General features: G+C 37.2%; 16 protein-coding genes. All 16 read right to left on the minus strand.

Annotation, left to right across the window (positions count from 1 at the left end; genetic code table 11):
- Nucleotides 1–68: 68 nt before the first annotated feature.
- A complete protein-coding gene (locus tag MOC86_RS17855; protein WP_061803142.1) occupies nt 69–335 on the minus strand; it encodes an RNA-binding S4 domain-containing protein in 267 nt (88 codons plus the stop codon).
- 17 nt (nt 336–352) lie between these two features.
- On the minus strand, nt 353–1,819 hold the full coding sequence (gene mazG / locus MOC86_RS17860) for a nucleoside triphosphate pyrophosphohydrolase (protein ID WP_268585349.1): 1,467 nt from the start codon (nt 1,817–1,819) through the stop codon (nt 353–355).
- Between the two features lie 4 nt (nt 1,820–1,823).
- Nucleotides 1,824–3,413 carry a putative polysaccharide biosynthesis protein gene (locus tag MOC86_RS17865; protein WP_268585352.1) on the minus strand — a complete coding sequence of 530 codons (1,590 nt, stop codon included), beginning with the start codon at nt 3,411–3,413 and terminating at the stop codon, nt 1,824–1,826.
- 193 nt (nt 3,414–3,606) lie between these two features.
- A complete protein-coding gene (spoVT, locus tag MOC86_RS17870) occupies nt 3,607–4,143 on the minus strand; it encodes a stage V sporulation protein T (protein ID WP_268585353.1) in 537 nt (178 codons plus the stop codon).
- A gap of 300 nt (nt 4,144–4,443) precedes the next feature.
- Complete coding sequence (gene mfd / locus MOC86_RS17875; RefSeq protein WP_326847738.1) at nt 4,444–7,983, minus strand: transcription-repair coupling factor; 3,540 nt, start codon at nt 7,981–7,983, stop codon at nt 4,444–4,446.
- A gap of 71 nt (nt 7,984–8,054) precedes the next feature.
- On the minus strand, nt 8,055–8,285 hold the full coding sequence (locus MOC86_RS17880) for an anti-sigma-F factor Fin family protein (protein WP_046218470.1): 231 nt from the start codon (nt 8,283–8,285) through the stop codon (nt 8,055–8,057).
- 59 nt (nt 8,286–8,344) lie between these two features.
- A complete protein-coding gene (gene pth / locus MOC86_RS17885) occupies nt 8,345–8,905 on the minus strand; it encodes an aminoacyl-tRNA hydrolase (protein ID WP_268585355.1) in 561 nt (186 codons plus the stop codon).
- A gap of 159 nt (nt 8,906–9,064) precedes the next feature.
- Nucleotides 9,065–9,688, minus strand: coding sequence for a 50S ribosomal protein L25/general stress protein Ctc (locus MOC86_RS17890; RefSeq protein ID WP_268585357.1), 624 nt, complete (start codon nt 9,686–9,688; stop codon nt 9,065–9,067).
- A gap of 104 nt (nt 9,689–9,792) precedes the next feature.
- Nucleotides 9,793–10,746 carry a ribose-phosphate diphosphokinase gene (locus MOC86_RS17895; RefSeq protein WP_019395122.1) on the minus strand — a complete coding sequence of 318 codons (954 nt, stop codon included), beginning with the start codon at nt 10,744–10,746 and terminating at the stop codon, nt 9,793–9,795.
- An 18-nt stretch (nt 10,747–10,764) separates the two neighbouring features.
- Entirely contained in the window at nt 10,765–12,141 is a 1,377-nt protein-coding gene (gene glmU, locus MOC86_RS17900; RefSeq protein WP_268585358.1) for a bifunctional UDP-N-acetylglucosamine diphosphorylase/glucosamine-1-phosphate N-acetyltransferase GlmU, read from the minus strand.
- 185 nt (nt 12,142–12,326) lie between these two features.
- Nucleotides 12,327–12,617 (minus strand): septation regulator SpoVG, encoded by a 291-nt coding sequence (spoVG, locus tag MOC86_RS17905; protein WP_019395124.1) that lies wholly within the window; start codon nt 12,615–12,617, stop codon nt 12,327–12,329.
- A gap of 215 nt (nt 12,618–12,832) precedes the next feature.
- The gene (locus MOC86_RS17910) at nt 12,833–13,207 is read right to left on the minus strand and encodes a RidA family protein (RefSeq protein ID WP_040059949.1); all 375 of its coding nucleotides are present in this window, start codon (nt 13,205–13,207) and stop codon (nt 12,833–12,835) included.
- A 21-nt stretch (nt 13,208–13,228) separates the two neighbouring features.
- The gene (gene purR, locus MOC86_RS17915; RefSeq protein WP_019395126.1) at nt 13,229–14,053 is read right to left on the minus strand and encodes a pur operon repressor; all 825 of its coding nucleotides are present in this window, start codon (nt 14,051–14,053) and stop codon (nt 13,229–13,231) included.
- A gap of 55 nt (nt 14,054–14,108) precedes the next feature.
- On the minus strand, nt 14,109–14,975 hold the full coding sequence (ispE, locus tag MOC86_RS17920) for a 4-(cytidine 5'-diphospho)-2-C-methyl-D-erythritol kinase (protein ID WP_019395127.1): 867 nt from the start codon (nt 14,973–14,975) through the stop codon (nt 14,109–14,111).
- Between the two features lie 142 nt (nt 14,976–15,117).
- Nucleotides 15,118–15,291 (minus strand): small, acid-soluble spore protein, alpha/beta type, encoded by a 174-nt coding sequence (locus MOC86_RS17925; RefSeq protein ID WP_019395128.1) that lies wholly within the window; start codon nt 15,289–15,291, stop codon nt 15,118–15,120.
- A gap of 112 nt (nt 15,292–15,403) precedes the next feature.
- Complete coding sequence (veg, locus tag MOC86_RS17930; RefSeq protein ID WP_019395129.1) at nt 15,404–15,661, minus strand: biofilm formation stimulator Veg; 258 nt, start codon at nt 15,659–15,661, stop codon at nt 15,404–15,406.
- Nucleotides 15,662–15,783: the final 122 nt, after the last annotated feature.

Below are 15,783 nucleotides of genomic sequence, written 5' to 3' on the forward strand. Positions count from 1 at the left end.
TTCATGAGATCCTCACACGAATCTTTTCACATTAGGTATATGAGGTGGAAGGGCTATTTAGAACAAGCCTACTTTCTTTCTGATGTATACTCTTCTTTTACAATTGTATAAAGAGAAGATGCTTCTTCTTTTTTAGCTGTTTCTTGAAGTGCATTAATTTTTACCGTCACTTCTTTTGTGCCAAATTTAATCTTTAAAACATCATTCTCTTTTAATTTTGTACTAGCTTTTGCTTCTTGGTCGTTAACAGTGATACGACCTTGATCCGCCACTTCTTTTGCCAATGTACGACGTTTTATTAATCTTGATACTTTAAGAAATTTATCAAGTCTCATGTTACTCACCTTTCTATCTATAAACCTTTTTTCTTTGCTTCATTCCAGAACTCATCAAGCTGCTCAAGAGAAAAATCTCTAAAGTTCGCCCCTCGTTCTTTTACCCGTTCTTCAATATAATTGAACCTATTTATGAATTTTGCATTGCTTTTAGTCAAGGCTACTTCAGGATCAATTTTATAATAGCGAGCCACATTAACAACGGCTGTTAAAATGTCACCGAACTCTTTCATCATTTCTTCGGTCACTTCTGTTGATTTTTTAACTTCTTGTTTAAATTCTTCGAGCTCTTCTTGTACTTTATCGTACATTGGAGCAACATCATCCCAGTCAAAGCCCACTTTAGACACTTTTTTCTGGATATGATAAGCCTTTAAGAGTGAAGGCATTGATTGTGGAATTCCGTCTAAAATAGACTCACGCTCTTGCTTCTCTTGTTTTTTAATTTCTTCCCAATTTATTAACACATCTTCCACATTATTTGCTTCTTTCTTGCCAAAAACGTGGGGATGGCGACGAACCATTTTCGCAGATATACCTTCAATCACATCATCAACCGTAAACATGCCTTCATCTTCTCCAATTTGAGCATGCAGCATTACTTGAAGAAGGATGTCTCCGAGCTCTTCTACAATATGATCATCGTCCCCATTATCAATTGCTTCAATAAGCTCGTACGCTTCCTCTAACACGTACGATCGTAGTGACTCATGTGTTTGCTTTTGATCCCACGGACAGCCGTCAGGGCCCCTCAATGTTGCAATAATAGAGCGAAGTGTTGGAAACTGTTTGTACAAAACTTCTTCATCTTTCACAGGAGGTATGTAAAGCGTTAAAAGATTATCAACCTCTCGAATATGATGATCAAGTTCGTATAACTGCACTTTTTGAACGTTTTCGTTCTGACTTCCTGCTGACCTTACAATATAAACGGGATACTCGTCAGGAAGTTTCTCCATTAGAACAAGTTTTACATCTGAAGCAACAAATCCATCATAAACTTGAGCAATGATTACATGTTGTGTAACTTGAATTTCTTCCTTCTTTAGGCTTGTTCCATCAAGAAGTTGAAATCCTTCGATAGGATCTATTTCCACTGCCGTAAATAACGGATCTAAAAAGCTTTGACCTCCGCTAATTTCAATTTCCACTTCTTTCTCTTTCCCTTTTTGCAAAAGAAGCTGTACAGTCTGTTCCGCAACCATCGGATGGCCTGGTACAACGTATAATACATCTTCTTTTTCAGCTTTTTCAATTAAGACATTTGAAATATGTTCATATACTTCCTCAAATGTCTTAAACGCTTCATAACTATCATCGAAAGATTGGAAAGTAATCCCCTCTGCTTCTAATTGAGAGACGAGTGGATGGTGCTTTGTTCTAATATATCCTTCTTTTGTTCCTTGAAGAATTTTTAATGTGCCAATTGTCAGTTGATCATAGTCACCTGCACCTAGACCAAGTACTTTAATCTTTTTTGCCATTTTATCACCTTTCTTCTCTCTTCCGTCCTAACTTTGCAAGCTTGCTTCCAAGTGGGAGCATTGCGAGTTCCTTTAATGTAAACATCCCCATCTTCAAAATTGTACTCATATAAACTAGACCTCCAAGTACAACACTTGTTAGGGCAACTAGTGCATGTTGATTTCCTTCGTCTCTCACTATAACTGGCCATAAGAGTTGATAAACTATTAGAACAACCGCCATAACCAATAATGCTTTCAACACTGTATAAAGTGAGGAAAAAGAGAGCCTTGGAAGCACATGCACAACTCGCAAATACGTTACATTTCCAAATGTAATGAAAGCAAAGCACATCACAGAAGCAAACGCAGCTCCTTTTGTCCCGAAGGAAGGAACTAAAAATTCGTTTAATTGCCACTTAACAATGATACCTATCAGTACTGAGAGAGCTGGTATATAGACTCTATTCATCCCTTGAATAATAGCTGAGCTTGTTGCAGCTAGAGTTGTGAATGCCACTGTAATACTTAATATAGCAAGAACATCAGAGCCTCTGTAATCTCCATAAAGCATAGCATTTGTTGGTTTAATAATAAGACATAAACCACCAGCTGCTCCAAAGCCAACAACCGTTCCTACACGTAGAGCTAAGCTTGCCTTATACTGAAGAAGTCTTCGATCCTTCTGTAGAAAAGCTGTTGAAATAACAGGAACAAGGGATAAAGAGAAAGCCGTGCCAACAACCGTGCCAAGCTGAATAAGAGGCAATCCTCTATCATACACTCCCTTTAATACTTTAGCCGTAATCTCATCAATTCCTCCTGAGGTTAGCTCGCCATATAGTGTAAATGAATCAATAAGCTGCATAAACAAAAGACTCATTCCGCTTAAGCAAACCCAAAACCCTTGAGAAACTAATTTCCTTATAATACGAAAAGAGCCTAACAGACGCACGGATCCTACTTTCTCTCTCCTTAATCGAAGTACAAAGGAAAGTAAAACAATTAGTGCTGCTCCGCTGCCGATTAATGAACCTAATATAGCAGCAGCCCCTACATCGTAAATACTTTGTCTTGTTTGGATGAAAAGATACACAAAAAGCAAGATACATCCTACTCGAACGAACTGCTCCGTCACTTGTGATAGAGCGGTTGGAAACATATTATTCTCACCTTGATAATATCCTCTAATCACAGCCATGAATGGAATAAACAAGTAGGAAAGAGATACAAGCTGAATAAGAGGGGTAAGTCCTTTGTCTTCCATTGCTCCTGCAATATAATCAGCTGTTGTATATTGAAAAAGCGCAAGAAATCCACTAAATAGGAGGAGAAATACAAAGGAAACTCTAACAACTTCTCTTCGTTCTCTCTCTGAATTTTGTTCTGTTAACAATTTTGAAATGACAACAGGAAAACCAAATGTACTTAAGAACACAGAAATGCCGTAAAACGGATAAATTTGTTGATAAATATAAAATCCAATATCACCTGATAAGTAGTGATATGGAATACGATATACAGCACTTAACACTTTAGTAATGAGCCCTGAAATCGTAAGGATAATCGCTCCATTCCAAACCATTGAAGAACGAATTTTGTTTTTTCTTTTCATATCGTCTACCTTCTTTAGCCCATTTACAACACCTGTATTATATCACGCTACTTTCTATTATGCTCTATATCCCTTCACCTAAAAAAAGAAGAGATACCTAAGCAGCAAAGTGCTTGTTGATATCTCTTCTTTCTTTTATACGCTTAAGTATCTGTTTTATAAAGATAGATAAAAATAAGTAGACCTTTACTAATTATTGTTCCATTTGACGAGAAAGGAATCCAGCAGCTGTCTGAACAGCCTTGTGCTCAATTTCTGAGACTGTTCCTTCTTTTGAGAAGATAACGACAGCTCCAATTGGGTCTCCATTGGCAATAATAGGTCCAATTGTATATGACGATACTTTTTCTTCATGACCGTCTGCAAGCTCAATTGTCTTCTCTTCTGTAACAATAGTAGAACTACGATTTTCCATCGCTGTCTCAAGAAGCTGACCTACACTTTTGTTCAGATAATCCTTTTTAGATGCTCCTGCAATTGCAATGAAGTAATCTCGGTCACAAACTAAGATTGGGTTACCTAAACTGTCATATAATGCTTCAGCGTATTCTTTCGCAAAGTCACTTAATTCGCTGATTGGTGAGTATTTCTTTAAAATTACTTCACCATCGCGATCAACGAAAATCTCAAGTGGATCTCCTTCGCGAATCCTTAATGTTCTTCTAATTTCTTTTGGGATTACAACACGCCCCAAATCATCAATTCTGCGAACTATACCTGTTGCTTTCATGAAACAAAGCCTCACTTTCATAAGATGATGAATAATTGGTCATGGTTGAATTTATCACCAATGTTGAAGTTAGTATCCTTCACATATTAACTTCTATACGTAAATAGTTGGTTTTTTTATAAAAAGCGACGTTTTATACGATTTTATGCCACATTTAGTCATTACTACCCCATTATGGAGTGTTTTGAACAGAAAGACAATCGTTGTTAACATAATATTGGCTACTTGTAATATTTTAATTTTAATGTCATATTTGTCATTAATGTATCATTCTAGAAAGAGTGCTTTGTTCATAAAAAGTTAGACAGATTTCACCTTTTGTTCTTTTCGAACATCTTTTAGATTTTTTACGAATTTCAAAATCATTGGAAGCCATTCAGCTTCTTTTAGACGGTTTATATTCGCTACAACTTTGACACGGTTTCCTTCCATACCAAACCCCATCATTCGTCCAAACTCATTTCCTAACTGAAATAGCTTCTGTCCATCAATCTCAGCACTTGCCTTCTCAGTTAGGAGAATAGAGATTTCTGTCTTAGATTGCATAACAGATTCTACTCCATTCTCAGCTGCATACACTTTCATTTCAGCAACTTTAAATAAGTAGCCCACTTCAGCAGGATAATCACCAAAGCGATCAATCATTTCTTCTTTCAAATCTTCAAGATCTTCAAGACTTTCAATACCGCGGAATCGTTTGTACATATCAATTTTCATTCTACCGTCTACAATATACTGATCTGGAATGTAGGCATCAAGATTAATATTAATCTCAACATCCACTTTCTCTTCTTCACCGCTGCCTTGTCTCTCTTCAATTGCTTCTTTAAGCATTTGGGAGTATAAATCAAAACCAACAGAGTCAATAAAGCCATGCTGCTGGGCTCCTAGTAAGTTCCCTGCTCCACGAATGGATAAATCACGCATTGCAATCTTAAATCCAGAACCAAGCTCCGTAAACTCTTTAATTGCTTGCAGTCTTTGCTCAGCTACTTCACTTAGAGCTTTATCTTTACGGTATGTGAAATAAGCATATGCAACTCGATTTGAACGACCAACACGTCCACGTAGCTGATAAAGCTGTGAAAGGCCCATACGATCTGCATCATGTACAATCAATGTATTAACATTTGGAATATCAACACCTGTTTCAATGATAGTTGTGCTCACTAAAACGTCATATTCTCCTTCTAAGAAACTTAACACAGCTGCTTCAAGCTCCGTTTCGTTCATCTTACCGTGTGCATACGCAACACGTGCATCAGGAACAAGGTTTGAGATTTCTTCTGCTTTACGCTCAATATCTTCTACACGATTGTAAAGGAAGTACACTTGCCCATCTCTAGCAAGTTCGCGTTCAATTGCTTCCCTTACAAGTGGAGGGTTATATTCAAGCACATAAGTTTGCACAGGAAAACGGTTTTCAGGAGGTGTTTCAATAACAGATAAATCACGAACTCCAAGCATCGACATATGCAGTGTTCTTGGAATTGGCGTTGCTGTCAATGTTAGAACATCAATATTAGCTTTTAGCTGTTTTATTTTTTCCTTATGTGTAACGCCAAAGCGCTGTTCTTCATCAATAATAAGTAATCCTAAATCTTTATACTTAATATCTTTAGAAAGCAAGCGATGTGTTCCAATTACAATATCTACAACCCCTGATTTTAGTCCTTTTGCTGTTTCTTGTTGCTGCTTTCTTGTTCTAAAACGGCTTAAAAGACCAATATTTATTGGATATTCTTGAAATCTTTCACGGATTGTTTCATAGTGCTGCTGAGCTAGTATTGTAGTCGGCACAAGAAAAGCCACTTGTTTTCCTTCATGAATGGCTTTGAATGCTGCTCTTATAGCAACTTCGGTCTTTCCGTATCCAACATCTCCACAAAGAAGACGATCCATAGGACGGATGCGTTCCATATCCTTTTTCACTTCCGCAATTGAGCGCAGTTGATCTTCTGTTTCTTGATATGGGAAAGATGCCTCAAATGCACGCTGCATATCACTATCAGGAGCAAATGGATATCCCTTGCTTGCTTCACGTTCTGCATAAAGTTTAATAAGATCATCTGCGATATCTTGAACAGATGCCTCTACTTTACGCTTCACTTTCTTCCAGTCGTTACCGCCCAATTTATAGAGCTTAGGCTCTTTGCCTTCAGAACCAACATATTTCTGTACTTGGTCAATCTGTTCAACAGGGACGTATAGTTTATCTGTGCCTTCATATCGGATGTTCAGATAATCTTTGTGAAGACCGTTGATTTCTAACGTTTCAATGCCTAGATATTTACCGATCCCGTGATTGACGTGAACAACATAATCACCAACATTAAGCTCTGAATAACTTTTAATTCGCTCTGCATTTGAAAGTTTTTGACGTCTCTTTGATTTTTTAACACGCTTCTTAAATAACTCTTCTTCTGTAATCACAACTAGCTTCTGCATTGGGAGCTCAAATCCAGACTGTAAATCACCTTCTACAATTTGAATTGTGCCTGGAATAAGCTGAGAATCCTCTTTCAAAATAATAGAGTCAAGATCATAGTCGCGAAGAACAGACTCCAGTTTATCTACTCGTTCCAAAGTTGGACCAAGTACAACAATCGTAAAGTTATTTTTAACCCAACGCTCCACTTCTCCCTTGAACAAATTCATCTGCCCGTGAAACTGCTGCATTGCTTTAAAAGAGATATTTACAATGTTTTGCGGACTTGTATTTGGAACATGCTTCAAAAATAACGACATATAGATAAATGGCGCTTTATGCTTTTGAAGAAGGGTTGCCATGTTGTGAGAAAGTGGGACGTCATGTACAAATTCTCCAACCATAAGCTGATTTGTAACCCAATCAGCTTCATCTTTCTTTAACTGTTCTGATGCTTCATGTACTCTTGTAATTTCATCGAAGAACACAGCACCATTTTCAGGTAGGTAATCTAGTAAACTAGCTGGTTCTTCATAAAGAAGATGAAAATATTTTGAGACATCATCAAAAATCTGCTTATTTTTAAGCTGTTCAATCTCATATTGAACTTTTTCAACAAGCTGCTCTTTTACAGTTTCATCCTTCACTTTCTTTAAAGTTTTCGAAAGAGCTGCTTCTAGTGACTTTGCCCCTTGAATAAGCTGTTCTTCTGTAAGAAGTAGTTCTGTCGCAGGACCAATTGTAATGCTCTCTAGCTTATCTACTGAACGTTGCTCTTCAGCTGTGAAAGTTCGAATTGAATCTACCTCGGTATCAAACAATTCAATTCTGACTGGATTTTCTTCTGTAAGAGGGTAAATATCAATAATGCCTCCGCGTACGCTAAACTCTCCTGGTGTTGAAACCATTGAAGCTCGTTCATAACCAAGTCCGTTAATCTTTGCAATAGCATACTCTACATCAATGTCTACACCAACTTGAAATGTAAGCTGATTTTTATTCCAAACGGACTTAGGTGGAAGAAGTTGCAATATCCCCTGCAATGGAGCAACAACAACTCCTTTTTCTTCTCTGTTCCAGAAGTTTAACACTTCTAAGCGCTGTGCTCTTAATTCAGGACTTGCCGTACCAAATTCTGAAGCAAGTACGTCGTTTACAGGATAGAGAAATACGTCTTGTTCAGGTAACAGATTTGTAAGATCATCATGTACCTTCTGTGCTTGATATAAGTTATGGGTTACAACTAAAAGAGGCCGTTTCCCTTCCTCTTTTTCATAGAGACTTGCCATCAATACTGCGCGTGCAGAACCCGAGATCCCCGTAACAAGCTGCTCTTTAATTCCTTCTTGGACTCCATTTAAAATTCCTTCGATTTCTTTATGATGCTCGAAGTGTCTCTTTAATCCTTGCAACATCGTCTCCTCCTCTTTAAAACAACGTAACTCAAATAGAAAATGCTTTGGTATATTACAACCAAAGCGTATTACTGTATAAATGTTGAATACTGATGAAAATCTGGATTTCGTTCTAAAGCTTCTTGGCAATCTTCACAAATTACATTCACTGACATACTTCCGTCTTCTGCATATTGAATGAACGAAGTTCGTTCCTCATTTGTTAAATGATTAAATCCTAATTTCTCTGTATCAACGACTTTTTCCTCTAACGTACCTACTTTATGTCCGCAGTGTCTGCATACATAGTGAATAGACATAAAAGGTCCTCCTAAGTATTTTACCCTTAGTATGGACATGTTCTCTATATCTTATTCTATTAGCTATTGTACGTATTCATAACATTTAAAAACGGTTCATTTAGCCATTTCTCACAAGCTAGGATAGAACGTTCCATAGCTTCCTTCATGCTTATCATCTCATCATCTGTAAATCGGCCAAGAACGTAATCAACAACCTTCATATTTGTTTGAGGGCGACCAATTCCAACACGAACTCGTTTGAATTGATCAGTGTGTACGTGCTGAATAATGGACTTAATTCCATTATGACCTCCTGGGCTACCCTTCTGCCTTAAACGAATTTTACCCGCTGGTAAATCTAAATCATCATAGATAACAACAATATCTTCAATCTCCACATCGTAGTAATCCATAAGCGGACGAAGAGATTCGCCAGATAAATTCATATATGTAAGAGGCTTTAACAAGCATACTTTTTCGCCTTGAACATGCCCCATCCCAAACATTCCATTAAACTTTGTTTGATTCAAAGGAATATTGAAACGATCAGAGAGTTCATCAACAATCATAAATCCAATATTGTGGCGTGTACGCTCATATTGTTTCCCAGGGTTCCCTAAACCTACAATCACTTTCAACTTTTGGTACCCCTTTCACCTATTATTAAGTTTATTGTGCTTCTTTTATTTTAGCACAAATTGGCTCTTTCCACACAAGTAACTAACCATTTCTCTTTTAGCTACAGTTACTTGTTCATAGCAAAAGACGTAACCATTAAAAGGTTACGTCTTTTACTTTTATTCTTGACCTTTTGCTTCTTCAGTTTGTTCTGACTCTTCTGCTGCTGTTTCACCTTCAACTTCCTCTACTTGTCGAGGAGGAAGTACAGAAGCAATTGTTTCTTCTAAGTCTTCATTTGTAATTTCATACTTGCCTTCTTTTGGAATGTCCGAAATTGTGATAGAGTCGTTGATGCTTAAATGAGATACATCAACTTCAATCACAGACGGAACATCATTTGGAAGAGCCCGAACTGAAATTTCGTTTAATGCTTGTGATAACACTCCGCCATCTTTAACTCCTGCTGGCTCTCCCACAAGAGAGATTGTCACTTCTGCATCTACTTCTTCTTTCATGTTTACAACATAAAAGTCAGCATGTACAACTTGATCTTTTAATGGATCAACCTGAACATCATGTAGCATTACAGGAAACTTATCTTTCTCGACAACAAGTGTTAGCACACCGTTTCGACCTACTTCACGCATTGTTTTAATGAAGTCTACAGAATCAAGAAAAATAGACTTTGAATTTTGATTATATCCATATACAACAGCAGGAACACTGCCATTTTCACGTAATTTTCTAGTTGCTGAACGTTTTAAATCTTCACGTACTTGTGCTTGTAATTGATTACTCAATCTACTTCACCTTCCATGTTTTAGTTTCTCTTTATTTGTGTACAGTATTAGAAATACCCTTTTTTAAAGATTGCTAAACATGAAAGGTAAAATACAATTACAGATCAATCAAAAAGTGTACTAACAGATTGATCTTCATAAACGCGAATAATTGCTTCTCCAATTAGAGGTGCAACAGATAGCTGTGTTACTTTATCAATTTTCTTTTCGTCTGTAAGTGCAATAGAGTTTGTAACAACAAGCTCTTTGATTTTAGAGTTTTGGATACGATCAATCGCAGGGCCTGAAAGCACTGGGTGTGTACAACAAGCATAAACTTGTGTTGCTCCTGCTTCTACAAGTGCATTTGCAGCAAGTGTGATTGTACCTGCTGTATCAATCATATCATCAATTAAGATTGCTGTTTTTCCTTCAACTTGTCCAACGATGTTCATAACTTCTGCTACGTTTGGACGTGGGCGACGCTTATCAATAATCGCAATCGGAGCTTTTAAGCGATCTGCAAGCTTTCTTGCTCTTGTTACACCGCCGTGGTCTGGAGAAACGATTACAATATCATCTAACTCTTTTCCTTTAAAGTACTCTCCTAGGATAGGTACTGCCATAAGGTGATCAATTAAGATGTCAAAGAAACCTTGAATTTGAGGAGCATGTAAATCAAGTGCAATCACACGATGCGCTCCTGCTGTTTCAAGAAGGTTTGCTACAAGCTTAGCTGTGATTGGCTCACGAGCACGAGCTTTACGATCTTGACGAGCATAACCATAGTAAGGGATAACAATTGTGATTGTTTTAGCTGCTGCACGCTTAAGTGCATCAATCATAATAAGAAGTTCCATTAGTCGTTCGTTAACAGGTGCACTCGTAGACTGAACAATAAAAACATCACAGCCGCGAATACTTTCTTCAATGTTAACTTGAACTTCTCCATCACTAAAACGAGTAACCGAACATTTCCCTAGCCCAACTCCAATTACTTTAGCAATTTCTTCTGCTAAAGCAGGATTTGAATTTAAGGAAAAAACTTTAATTTTTTCAGAAGTATAATCTCTTGACATAATAATGAGTACCCTCCGTTAGGACTTTTTGTTATTTATTTTATTTGCATAGCCTTCTTTATTCACTTGTTTCGCACGAGCAATAGATAGTGCTTCGCCTGGTACATCATCTGTGATTGTTGAACCAGCCGCTACATATGCTCCACTTCCTACTGTAACAGGAGCAATTAAGTTAGAGTTGCACCCAACAAAAGCACCGTCTTCGATCTTGGTTAAGAATTTATTTTTCCCATCATAATTTACAGTGATTGAACCACAACCAAGGTTCACATCTTTGCCAACTTCTGCATCACCAATATAGCTTAAGTGAGAAGCTTTGCTTCCTTTACCAAAAGTAGCTTTCTTAATCTCTACAAAATTGCCTACACGTACCTCATCACCAATTGAAGATTGAGGACGAATGTGAGCAAAAGGACCAATATTTACTTTATTACCTACTTCACTATCGTGCACAACTGATTGACGAATTATTGTTTCTTCACCAATTTGGCAGTCTTTCAATTCAGAGTGTGGTCCAATAACGCTGCGTTCGCCAATTGATACTTTACCATTAATTACAACGCCAGGTAATAGAACTGTATCACGGCTAATTTCTGCGTCAGCTGAAATATATGTGTTTGCAGGGTCTTGAATTGTAACCCCATTTAACATATGTTTCTTATTAATACGCGCGCGCATTGTAGCTTCTGCTTGTGAAAGTGCGTAGCGATCATTAACACCTAGTGTTTCCGCAAAATTATCTGTTTGATATGCTAACACTTTTTCACCTTTTGATTGAAGAATCTCAACAACGTCAGGTAAGTAATATTCTCCCTGAACATTATCATTTGATACTTGAGAAAGCACAGAAAATAAGAATTCATTGTCAAAGCAATACGTTCCAGTATTGATTTCACCAATTTCTCTCTCTTGCTCTGTTGCATCTTTGTGTTCCACAATCTTTAAAACATGACCTTCTTCATTGCGGACAATACGACCATATCCTGTTGGATTATCCGTGTGTGCTGTTAGAATTGTTGCTTTTGCTTCGTTTTGATCATGATAATTTAGAACAGCTTCAATTGTTTCGCTTGTAATAAGCGGTGTGTCTCCACAAACAACAATCGTTGTTCCTTTCTTATCTTTCAAAACTGAATCTGCCTGCATTACTGCATGAGCCGTTCCAAGCTGTTCTTCCTGTAGTGCATAAAGGCTACGATCACCAAGCTGTGTTTTCACCATTTCTGCACCATGCCCAACAATTGTTACAATGCTGTCAAGGTTTAGGGTTCTTAGCTGATCTACAACATGTTCAACCATAGGTTTCCCACATACAGGGTGCAACACCTTATAAAGAGATGATTTCATCCTTGTTCCTTGCCCAGCAGCCAATATAACCGCATATCTATTTGTCATAATGGACCTCCAGTTTGTCCTTTTTATCCATTAAAAATATATCTCAAATATGAAGGTATTTCAAGAAAACGATGAAAAGTACATATTTTTTACAGAGTTTTTTGTGAAGAAAGGGGTTACAAGAAGATTTTGGAGGAAAAAACCAAAAATAAGAGCCTATAAACATAGGCTCTTTTTAAATATCATTATGAAGCTCCTGCTTCTTCAAATTCAACTTCTAGTTCACCTAATCGGTGATATTCTGCTAAAACAGCATCTTGAATTTTACCTCGAGTAGTTGAGTTGATTGGATGGGCAATATCACGGAACTCTCCATCTGGAGTGCGTTTGCTTGGCATAGCTACAAACAATCCGTTATTTCCATCGATGACTCTAATATCATGTACTACGAACTCGTTGTCCAATGTGATTGAAGCGATAGCTCGCATACGTCCGTCTGTGTTAACACGGCGTAATCTTACGTCAGTTACTTCCATCCTGTTCACCACCTTTTCATGAAGCTTTACCATAATAATTCCACAGAATTTTCTAATCTCCTTCTCTTCTACAAAAATTTTTCCTAAAAATCAGAAAAAATAGACCATTATCTTTTATTATTTTAAAAATACATGGATTTTTCTTCTTTTCAAGGTGATAAAACAAAAAAAGCTCCCTACAAATTATAATTTGTGGGGAGCTTTTCTTCGCTTTCTTACTTTACAAGAGCAATAACTTCAATTTCAATTCCTACTCCTTTAGGAAGGTTCGCAACTTCTACACAAGAACGAGCTGGTTTATGTTCAGCAAAGTAGCGGCCATACACTTCATTTACAGCTTGAAAGTCATTGATATCATCTAGAAAGACCATTGTTTTAACAACTGTATCAAATGAAGCTCCTGCTTCTTCTAGAATCGCTTGAAGATTTGCAAAGACTTGTTCTGTTTGCTCTTCAATACTTCCTTCAACAAGTGTTCCATCTGCTCTTAATGGGATTTGTCCTGAGCTATAAAGCATATTATTTACAATAATTCCTTGTGAATATGGTCCAATTGCTTGTGGTGCTTGATCTGTTTGTATGTAGCGCATACATTTTCCCCCTCAGGTTTCTTATGAATAATATTGAAAGTAATTGCCTTCTGTTACTCTTACTTGTTTTCCTCTTGTATCAACATCACAAAGTTTCACAAGAGAAATATATTCATCAACAAGACGTTCCTCAATGTCTTCTGATTCGACAAGAACGCCAATGCCTTCAACTGTAGCCTGAAATTCTTCAAGCAAGCTTATCATTCCATTTACAGTCCCGCCTGCTTTCATAAAATCATCAATAATAAGAACGCGAGACCCAATGCTTAAGCTTCTTTTAGCAAGCAGCATTGTTTGAATGCGCTTAGAAGATCCTGAAACATAATTAATGCTCACTGTTGAACCTTCTGTTACTTTACTATCCTTACGTACAATTACAACAGGTACGTTTAAATATTGAGCAACAGCATATGCAAGCGGAATTCCTTTTGTAGCTACTGTCATTACAACATCGATATCTCGATTCGCAAAAGTCGAAGCAAACAAACGTCCAATTTTGTTTACAACTTTTGGGTTACCTAAGATATCTGTTAAATATAAGTAGCCACCAGGAAGTAAACGTTCAGGGCTTTCAATCATTTCGCACAAATCATCAACAAAAGCTTTCGCTTCTTCTTTTGATGTTTTTGGAATGAATTTCACGCCTCCCGCAGCTCCTGGAAGCGTAATCAATGTTCCGATGCCTTGCTGTTCAAAAGTTTGTTTGACAATAACCATGTCTTCACTAATAGATGATTTTGCTGATTTATACTTATCGGCAAAGTATGTTAATGGAATAAGCCGTCTTGGATGCTGAAGAAAATAATGAGTCATATCAATAAGTCGTCCACTGCGTCTAAACTTCATCTCTTCCTCCTAAAATCCGTATGTTTTAAAGTAAATATAACACTATGATACGGTTTTAATCAACTACTCTTTCTCCTATGATGCGTACAGCGTACACTTTATCGCAAAAACCTTTCAATCCGTTGTACACACGTTGCATACGAGAATCATATTGAACAAGACCAAAAACAGTGGGACCACTTCCGCTCATTAAAACAGCATCTGCGCCAAATTTAATCATCTGTTCTTTAATCTGAGATACTTCTGGATAAAGATTTAATGTTACAGTTTCCAATACATTTCCAACAAGGTTACACATTTTATCGTAATCTTTCTCTTTTAATGCATCAACCATTCCATGTACATCAGGATGCTCGATGTTTTTCAGATTCAAGTTACGGTAAACTTCTGCGGTTGAAACCCCGAGTTCAGGTTTTGCTAATACTACCCAACACTTTGGAGGATGATCAATATGTTGAATCACTTCTCCGCGACCTGTTGCAAGAGCTGTTCCTCCGTATACGCAAAATGAAACATCAGAACCAATCTCTGCTCCAATTTCAGCTAACTGATCTACTGACAAACCTAAATTCCATAAACGGTTTAGTCCTTTTAAAGTAGCGGCTGCATCACTGCTTCCTCCAGCTAATCCTGCTGCAACAGGGATAATTTTTGTGATTGTAATCGTTACCCCTCTTGAAACTTTGAAGCGCTCTTTCAATAGTTGAGCTGCCTGATAAGCTAAATTCCGCTGATCATCTGGTACATATCGATTGTGAGAAGAAACATATATTTTTCCATCATATCTATCTTCAAGCTCAATTCGATCTGAAAGATCAATTGTAGTCATAATCATTTCTACTTCGTGAAACCCATCAGGACGTTTGCCTAATACATCTAATGATAAATTTATTTTTGCTGGTGCTTTCATTGAAAGCTTCATTCTCTTCACCTACTCCACGTACTACAAGTTTAAGGCTATTTTATCATAAATTATACAATTTGAATGTCTTTAATTCGACAAATTCGTGCCTACACAAAAAAGCCAAAGCGCATCGCTTTGACTTTTTCTCTTTCTTTCCAATTTATACTTGTTTATTGAGCCCTGCTTTTGCAATCTCGACTGCCCTTTTCACAATGTTTCCTGCATCCTTCGAAGTTATGGCTCCATACCCTTGTTCTTTTACAGTATCATAGAACCCAAGTTCTTTTGCTATTTCCTCTTTTGCTTTATTCGAAAGTATTGGTCTTCTAGCCATACTAACCCTCCTTCAAAACTGCGCTCATAGACATCAAAGGGATGTCTTGTTTTAGTATGTACAAGAAGAACAAAATAAAAAGCAGCAAACAAAAGTTTACTGCCCGCTTATGCTATGCTAAACCGTTAGCTGGATCTTCAAAGAACTTTAGTTGAACCGTATCCGTTAAAATATCTGTGTAGCTATAAGACACTCGCTCAAGAGAGTTTTCAGCCTGGTCTAGCTCTACGATAAAAACAGACGGATATGTTTCTGTTAAAACCCCAGAACGTTCAATGGTTTTTCTTCTTCCACCATTTGCTTTTAAAGTAAGGCGCTTTCCCAATTGCAAATCCAATGTTTGCTTAATCTCTGCCAAAGTTTTTCCCATGCTATCCACCTCGCTGACTTCATTATAGCACGTATTGTGCAATGAGTCAAATTTAAAATTATAACAATTGTACATAGATATTGTCAATATGTATTTCGCCTATATCCTATCAAAATTATTAT

The organism is Priestia endophytica, from assembly GCF_026790145.1.
In the GTDB taxonomy this organism is placed as follows: Bacteria; Bacillota; Bacilli; order Bacillales; family Bacillaceae_H; genus Bacillus_I; species Bacillus_I endophytica_A.

Coding starts and splice junctions, on each gene's coding strand:
- MOC86_RS17895 (WP_019395122.1), bottom strand. CDS start 10,746: ATGTCAAGAGATTATACTTCTGAAAAAATTAAAGTTTTTTCCTTAAAT.
- veg (WP_019395129.1), bottom strand. CDS start 15,661: ATGGGAAAAACTTTGGCAGAGATTAAGCAAACATTGGATTTGCAATTG.
- MOC86_RS17865 (WP_268585352.1), bottom strand. CDS start 3,413: ATGAAAAGAAAAAACAAAATTCGTTCTTCAATGGTTTGGAATGGAGCG.
- glmU (WP_268585358.1), bottom strand. CDS start 12,141: ATGACAAATAGATATGCGGTTATATTGGCTGCTGGGCAAGGAACAAGG.
- MOC86_RS17855 (WP_061803142.1), bottom strand. CDS start 335: ATGAGACTTGATAAATTTCTTAAAGTATCAAGATTAATAAAACGTCGT.
- MOC86_RS17880 (WP_046218470.1), bottom strand. CDS start 8,285: ATGTCTATTCACTATGTATGCAGACACTGCGGACATAAAGTAGGTACG.
- spoVG (WP_019395124.1), bottom strand. CDS start 12,617: ATGGAAGTAACTGACGTAAGATTACGCCGTGTTAACACAGACGGACGT.
- purR (WP_019395126.1), bottom strand. CDS start 14,053: ATGAAGTTTAGACGCAGTGGACGACTTATTGATATGACTCATTATTTT.
- MOC86_RS17910 (WP_040059949.1), bottom strand. CDS start 13,207: ATGCGCTACATACAAACAGATCAAGCACCACAAGCAATTGGACCATAT.
- mazG (WP_268585349.1), bottom strand. CDS start 1,819: ATGGCAAAAAAGATTAAAGTACTTGGTCTAGGTGCAGGTGACTATGAT.
- MOC86_RS17925 (WP_019395128.1), bottom strand. CDS start 15,291: ATGGCTAGAAGACCAATACTTTCGAATAAAGCAAAAGAGGAAATAGCA.
- ispE (WP_019395127.1), bottom strand. CDS start 14,975: ATGAAGCTTTCAATGAAAGCACCAGCAAAAATAAATTTATCATTAGAT.
- spoVT (WP_268585353.1), bottom strand. CDS start 4,143: ATGAAAGCAACAGGTATAGTTCGCAGAATTGATGATTTGGGGCGTGTT.